This window comes from Methanofollis sp., assembly GCF_028702905.1.
Lineage (GTDB): Archaea > Halobacteriota > Methanomicrobia > Methanomicrobiales > Methanofollaceae > Methanofollis.
Genome location: NZ_JAQVNX010000115.1, coordinates 1 through 5,815, shown reverse-complemented (window position 1 = coordinate 5,815; position 5,815 = coordinate 1). Strand labels below are relative to the sequence as shown.

Here is a 5,815-nt window from a genome sequence, read left to right as displayed (position 1 = left end):
GCTGGGTTCATCGGTATATGATTATTTTTCATGTCTATCAATCCTTCCTATTTTTTCCCACTGTAAATCAATTGAAATCAGTTTATTCCGTTTCATTTGGAGGTGCAATCGCCATATATATGGATTTCCGGTGCATTCAGGAATGTCAGATCTCTCCTCTCAGTCACCAGGCCATAGATCGGCTGTTCATGCTGGACGTCCTGTAGTGGTGCATCCCTGGCCGAGACCGACCTGAGTGCCGGCAGTGTTCCGTACCGCGCATTCCTCACCCATCCCTTTCCTTCCATCTCATAGTACGCCGCCCCTCGCATCTCCTCATAGAACCCGTACTCGCTTTCAAACCGCGTCGAGACGAGGTTTGCCATCACCAGCACCTCCTCCCCCGGGTTGATGGTCACATGGCCGTACCCGGGCGGCACCAGCACAAAGTCCCCGGCCCGCGCAGAGACAACCACCACGTCGGAGAGGTCCTTCGTCTGGAGGAGGAAGTGCGCCTCGCCGGCGAGCACCTGATACAGTTCGGGGTAGCCGACGCCGGCCGCGTTCTCCGGGTGGTCGTGCCCCTTCGTCTTGACGTACTCGCCGCCGGGGGTCGCCGGTGGGATGACGGTGAGGTCGAACCGCAGGTGCTGCCCCGCAAACCAGGTGCGGTCCTCCGGGGTGAGGGCGCAGTCGCGGTACATGACGTACAGGGGGCCGTCGGCGGTGCAGGTTGGGTCCGCGAGGACGCAGCGCATCTCGTCGACGGTCCGCACCGAGGGGGCGGGGAGGGTGCCTGGCCAGAAGTCTGTCAGGGGGGTGCTCACGCTCACCCCTCCTATGGCGCAGCCTGACGAGACGATCGGGGCGTGCTCCCCGTCTCTCCCGAGAGACGGCTGTGCGATGGGTATGTGCATGGGTGAATCTCCGGATGGAACGCGCTGTCATTTTCGCGTGTTCATCCATAAACATTTGCATTTTTTTCTGAAAAATGAGGGGCGTTAAACAGATTCAGAAGAGGGAGGGCGCATGGACGCGGCCATCCTCCTGTTCCAGACCGCAGTCCTCAATCGTGATCTCCGGCATATCGGGCAGGACGTCCTCGCCTGTGCCGGTGCGAAGATCGCCGGGACACCCCTCAACCGGGCAGAGGGGGTCACCCCTCGCCACCTGACCGGCTGGCTCCCCCCCCGGATACGCCCGTACCACCCCCCGATAGGGGGATCGCACCCCGGATCCGGGCCCGTACCGGCGAGATCCAGCGATCCCGGCATGGCGGGCGGCATTCGAGAAACCCACGAAATGCCGCCCCCTCTCCTGCCCCTCTGGCGACCCGTATGCGTGCGGGTAATGCCCTCCCTTCCGCGGCCCCCAGGCGCCGGGAAGGGGAAGGGAGTGCGGCCGGAAATCAGCTGAATCTTGGCTTCATCTGTGTTATTCCGACTATTCGGGGTGCTGACGTCAGGGTTTAGTCCCTGCATCAAGAGGGGGTGCTCCCACTGCAGGAATCTGTTCGGGTATGTCCGACGTTGTCTCTGTCCTGGCGTGATGTCGCCTTTTTTTCTCAGGGAGATGCTCCTGGAAATGTGGCCGGGCGCATCTCCTCGACCAACCTCCGTATCATCTCCCCTCCCTCTGCCATGAACAGATGAAGAGTCAGTTGACCCGGAGGGGGCTCTCTCACTCCCTCCTGAAGTCGTCGTCGAAGCGGACGATGTCCTCCTCTGTAATATATTCCCCGTTCTGGACCTCGATCACCTCGAGGGGGATCAGGCCCGGGTTCTCCAGGCGGTGCTTCGTCCCTGCCGGGACGAAGGTGCTCTCGCCGGGGCGGACGAAGAAGGAATCGCCGTTGTTCGAGACCCGCGCCATGCCGCGCACGACCACCCAGTGCTCGCTCCTGTGGTGGTGGAGCTGGGCGGAGATGCGGCGGCCGGGCAGGACGGTGAGGCGCTTGATCTGGAAGGAGTCGCCCTTGAGGAGGACGGTGTACGAGCCCCAGGGGCGGTGGACGGTGGTGTGGAGGTCGCAGCGCTCGTCTCCCCTCTCCTTCAGGAGGGCCGTGACCTCGCCGACGCGCTGGGCCTCCCCCTTCGGGCAGATGAGGAGCGCATCCGGCGTGTCGACGACGGCGAGATCGGAGAGGCCGATCGTCGCCACCAGCCGGTCAGAGATGATCAGGTTGTCCCGGCCCTCGATGCCGATGTACTCCCCCCTGATGGCATTGCCCGCGTCGTCCTTCTCGCTCAGACAGTACAGGGCGTCGAAACTCCCGACATCGCTCCACGAACAGGCGAGCGGCACGACGGCTGCCCGGTCGGTCCTCTCCATGATCCCGTAGTCGACCGAGATCTTCGGGGTCTTCGCGTACGCCTCCTCGGCCGGCAGGGCGAAGGCGTCGGCGACCTCGGGCGCCAGGCGCCGGCACTCCTCCATGAAGAGGGCGGCGCGGAAGAGAAACATCCCCGAGTTCCAGAGATAGCCCTCTTTCACGTAGCGCTCAGCCGTCTCCAGGTCAGGCTTCTCGACAAAGGCCTCGACAGCGTAGCCGCCCGGCAGCGGCTCGCCCGGATGGATATAACCAAAGCCGGTGTGCGGGGAGGTGGGGGCGATACCGAAGGTGACGAGGTGGTCCTCTGCGAGGGCCTCTGCCGCCAGAAACGCCGCCTTGTAGGCGTCGCCGGCCTCGATGAGCTGGTCGGAAGAGAGGACGGCGACGGTGTCGTCCCCGCACTCCCCGAGGATCGCGGTCATGCCGCAGGCGATCGCCGGGAGGGTGTTCTTCCCCTCCGGTTCGGTCAGGACGCGACAGGGTGCACCGATCTCGGTGAGCTGGTCGGCCACCAGGAAGCGGTGCGCAGAACTCGTGATCACGTAGATCTCCTCGGGGCGGGAGAAGAGGAGGGCCCGCCGCACTGTCCGCTGGAAAAGGGACTCTTTTCCGAGGAGGGGTATGAACTGTTTCGGGTAGCAGGTCCGGCTGAGAGGGAAGAGGCGCGTGCCAGAACCGCCTGCAAGGATGATCGTCTTCATGGTGGGGTGCTCCGAGGAGGTAATTGTTGTAGTTGAACTGGAGGTCTGTCCATATGGGATTTTTGATCTCATGCCGATGGTGTTTCCAGGTTTGTGGCTACACGCCCCAAATTTTTTTCAGGCTCATTCAGGAATGAGAGATCCGCCGATCGGGAGACCAGGTCATAGATGCCCTTCCCATGTCTGGTCCCGAGCTCCGGTATTTCCCGTGCTGGAATTTCCCTGATCGGCGGAACAACAGGATACCGCGAATTCCGTAACCACCTCTCCCCTTCCCTCTCATAGTACGCCGCGCCGCGCATCTCCTCATAGAACCCGTACTCACTTTCAAACCGCGTCGAGACGAGGTTCGCCATCACCAGCACCTCTTTGCCCGGGTTGATGGTCACATGGCCGTACCCGGGCGGCACCCGTACAAAGTCCCCGGCCCGCGCAGAGACAACCACCACGTCGGAGAGGTCCTTCGTCTGGAGGAGGAAGTGCGCCTCGCCGGCGAGCACCTGATACAGTTCCGGGTGGCCGACGCCGGCCGCATTCTCCGGGTGGTCGTGCCCCTTCGTCTTGACGTACTCGCCGCCGGGGGTGGCAGGCGGGATGACGGTGAGGTCGAACCGCAGGTGCTGCCCCGTGAGCCAGGTGCGGTCCTCGGGGGTGAGAGCGCAGTCGCGGTACATGACGTACAGGGGGGCGTCGAAAGCGCATTTGGGGGCGGCGAGGACGCAGCGCATCTCGTCGACGGTCCGCACCGAGGGCGCGGGGAGGGGGCCTGGCCAGAGGTCTGTCAGGGAGGTGCTTTCGATCACGCGCTCCCTATCTTTCTGGTGCCTGCAGAGTTCGTCCTGCTGCTGCCGGAGGAGGGTGGTCTGTGTCATGCCCCTCCCTCGGCGAGAGACGGCTGTGCGATGGGTATGTGCATGGGTGAATCTCCGGATGGAACGCGCTGTCATTTTCGCGTGTCGCTACATAAAGATGCGCATTTTTTTCTGAAAAATGAGGGGAGTTAAACACATTCCAAATGAGGAAGGCGCATGGGAGGGCGGCGTCCTCCTCTTCCCAGGGAGGGCCGGCCCCCCGATCCAGGGGGGCTCTGGAGGACCGGGCAGGGTCAGGAAGGGGGACCGGTATGACCTGCCGGGGTGGCCCCCTCCCCCTGACCAGAATACGCCCCTATCGGCCCCCGATAGGGGGATCGCACCCCGGATCCGGGCCCGTACCGGCGAGATCCAGCGATCCCGGCATGGCGGGCGGCATTTGAGAAACCCACGAAATGCCGCCCCCTCTCCTGCCCCTCTGGCTGCCTGTATGTGTGCGGGTAATGCCATCCCTTCCCCGGCCCCGGGAGAGGGCGGTGACGGGAAGGGTATGCGGGGGATATCTGCTCCAATCTGGCCTGGATGTGTGCTTTCACGCCTATCGGGAGTGTTTCCGGCCGGACAGGAGGGGTCGCTCCCTCCAGGGCCGACCTGCCGGGGGGTATTGCATTCCCGCCCGGGAGGATCGTTCCCCTTGCAGAGGAACACCATCAGGTCAGGGACGCATCCTGCCTGAAGGATTTCGATGAGCCCGGCGTTGCGGCCTGGTCGCTGAGATGACCGGCCCGATACGGACCAGGGTTGCTGCTGGCGTGGGGAGAGGTTGTCTGGTCTCTCTCCTCTGTATTTATCTGAGAACTATACTTCGGGGTCTATGTCCTGACCTCGCACACGCACTCCCCCCTCCATTGCGGGTCGGAGATGGACCGTGACCAGAACGCGGCGATCGCAGGATTGGGGCTGCAATCTCAGGGGTACGAAGGCCGTACAGGGAAACTTCATCCCTCTATAACGCCGACGAGAAGGAGAGGAGCGCGCTCACCTGTTTCTGCCCCGAAAGTGCCTCTGGCCCTCACCCGACAGTCGAGGCGATGATCTCCCTCGCCCCCTCCTGCACCCTCTGCCTGTACTCCTCCGGGCAGAAAATATAGAAGATCGTCCTGGGCCTGCCCGTGTAGGTGAGGGTGGAGAAGGAGTCGATCTCCTGGACCTTCCCGTCCTTCCTCTCGATCAGGATCGGAAATTTTTCCTCTTCAAGAAGGACGGACGCCGACTTGAAGAGCGAGTTCTCGTTCTTCTCGACGTTGGCGATGATGAGGTCGGGGTCGCACTCCGCCGCGACCGCCGTCTCGATCTCCTGCGCCGTGTCCTGGGTGAACTTTGTCCCGAGCTGGTACTTGAGGTAGGTGTCCTCCTCCTGGGAGATATCTGACTCATAACCCCGCTTGAGGAGGTCCCTCCTCTCCAGCCTCCTGACAAGGTCGGCGGCCGTGCTCTCCGGTCTCGCGAGCACCTGAGAGAGGAGGCGAGCATCGTCGAGGGCGAGATAGTGCTGCAAAAAAGAACTGTTATTCATCCGCATTCTCTCCGCGTCCACGACTGTATCCCTGATGGCGACGGAGAGCGCCCGCTGGAGCATCCCGTTTGCCACGACATTTGTGTGGTGGTAATAGACCTGGGCATACATCAGGAACCGTGCAAGCCGGAAACTCTCGACGGCGTCGATACCCTTCTCATGGACGGTGAGGTCCTCGCGCTGCCTGCTCCCCGTCTTCCTGAGGGTATAGAGGACGCGTTCCAGGTCGAAGTTCCCGTAGGTCACGCCAGCGTGGTAGGAGTCCCGCCTGAGATAGTCCATCTTATTGGCGTCGATGTTCCCGGAGATGATCTGGTGGAGGATACCATTCTGGTCCTCGGACAGAAGGGCAACGACGTCGTCTGTTGTATCGCCGAGGACAGAGACGATCCCCTCCTCCTCCCTGATGAGGCGA

Annotated in this window: 5 protein-coding genes; all 5 read right to left on the bottom strand. The window is 62.5% G+C overall.

Annotation, left to right across the window (positions count from 1 at the left end; all coding sequences use genetic code 11):
* Positions 1–92: 92 nt before the first annotated feature.
* Positions 93–896 (bottom strand): glucose-6-phosphate isomerase family protein, encoded by an 804-nt coding sequence (locus tag PHP59_RS10935; protein ID WP_366943761.1) that lies wholly within the window; start codon positions 894–896, stop codon positions 93–95.
* Between the two features lie 94 nt (positions 897–990).
* Positions 991–1,149, bottom strand: coding sequence for a hypothetical protein (locus PHP59_RS10930; RefSeq protein ID WP_300166874.1), 159 nt, complete (start codon positions 1,147–1,149; stop codon positions 991–993).
* A gap of 510 nt (positions 1,150–1,659) precedes the next feature.
* Positions 1,660–3,012, bottom strand: coding sequence for a mannose-1-phosphate guanylyltransferase/mannose-6-phosphate isomerase (locus PHP59_RS10925; protein WP_300166872.1), 1,353 nt, complete (start codon positions 3,010–3,012; stop codon positions 1,660–1,662).
* A gap of 68 nt (positions 3,013–3,080) precedes the next feature.
* Positions 3,081–3,884, bottom strand: coding sequence for a glucose-6-phosphate isomerase family protein (locus PHP59_RS10920; protein WP_366943760.1), 804 nt, complete (start codon positions 3,882–3,884; stop codon positions 3,081–3,083).
* Positions 3,885–4,896: 1,012 nt separating this feature from the next.
* A partial coding sequence (locus PHP59_RS10915) for a hypothetical protein (protein WP_300166870.1) occupies positions 4,897–5,815 on the bottom strand: 919 nt, incomplete at its 5' end.